The sequence below is a fragment of the Janthinobacterium sp. AD80 genome (assembly GCF_002878455.1).
GTDB lineage: Bacteria > Pseudomonadota > Gammaproteobacteria > Burkholderiales > Burkholderiaceae_D > Janthinobacterium.
The window spans coordinates 1-804 of the sequence record NZ_NRDQ01000378.1 but is presented as its reverse complement, the minus strand read 5'-3'; the positions used below and the strand labels follow the sequence as shown (position 1 = coordinate 804).

Genomic DNA, 804 nt, shown 5'->3' with positions numbered 1-804 from the left:
GCGGCGATGCCGGCGCAGCCGACTTGCAGCTGTGCATCAACCTGTCGCCGCTGGAGTGGCAGCGCGAGGCCGAGGCGCCCGGCGCCTGGCTGCGCCAGTTGCAGGCGCTGGGCGTGCCCGCCTCGGCCATCGTGCTCGACATGCGCGAAGACGCGCTGCTGGGAACTGGCGAGAGCATGGCCCAGCGGCTGCAGCATTTGCGCGCGGCGGGCGTGCAGATCGCCCTCGACGACTTTGGCAGCGGCCATGCCTCGCTGACGCAATTGCAGCAATGCGGCATCGATTACCTGAAGATCGACGGCGCCATGGTGCGCAAGCTGGCGCCCGGCACCAGCGAACTGGCCCTGTGCGAAGCCATCATCAGCGTGGCGCACAAGCTGGGCCTGCAGGTAATTGCCGAAGGGGTGGAGACAGAAATGCAGCGCGCGCTGCTGCTGGAACTGGGTTGCGACCATGCGCAAGGCTATCTGTTTGCGCCGCCGCTGGCCATCGAGGCATTCGACGCGCTGCTGCGCGCGCAGCGCCCCTTGCACCCTTGAAACAGGCGGCGATGCCGCCAGATTGGCCTTGGGCCTGCGGGACGGGGCTCCCGGCCTGAACGGGCTTATACTCGATCAGCTGGCGCCTGCGCCCGGCTCCAGCTGTCACCGGTCACCGACCGGGCGCGCAGGCAATCCTTCTTCCATTCACTCCAACGCGAGGTGTACTCATGGGCATTTTCAGCAATATCTACAACAAAATCTTCCACCATTCATCCGACGCCGCCCCGGCTGCCACGCCGGCCGCCGCCACGGCGCCAGCGGC

1 protein-coding gene is annotated in these 804 nt (G+C 67.3%); it reads left to right on the top strand.

Annotation, left to right across the window (positions count from 1 at the left end; genetic code table 11):
• Nucleotides 1-539: EAL domain-containing protein (locus JaAD80_RS29840; protein ID WP_146012644.1), on the top strand; the 539-nt coding region annotated here is incomplete at its 5' end.
• Between the last annotated feature and the right edge of the window lie 265 nt (nt 540-804).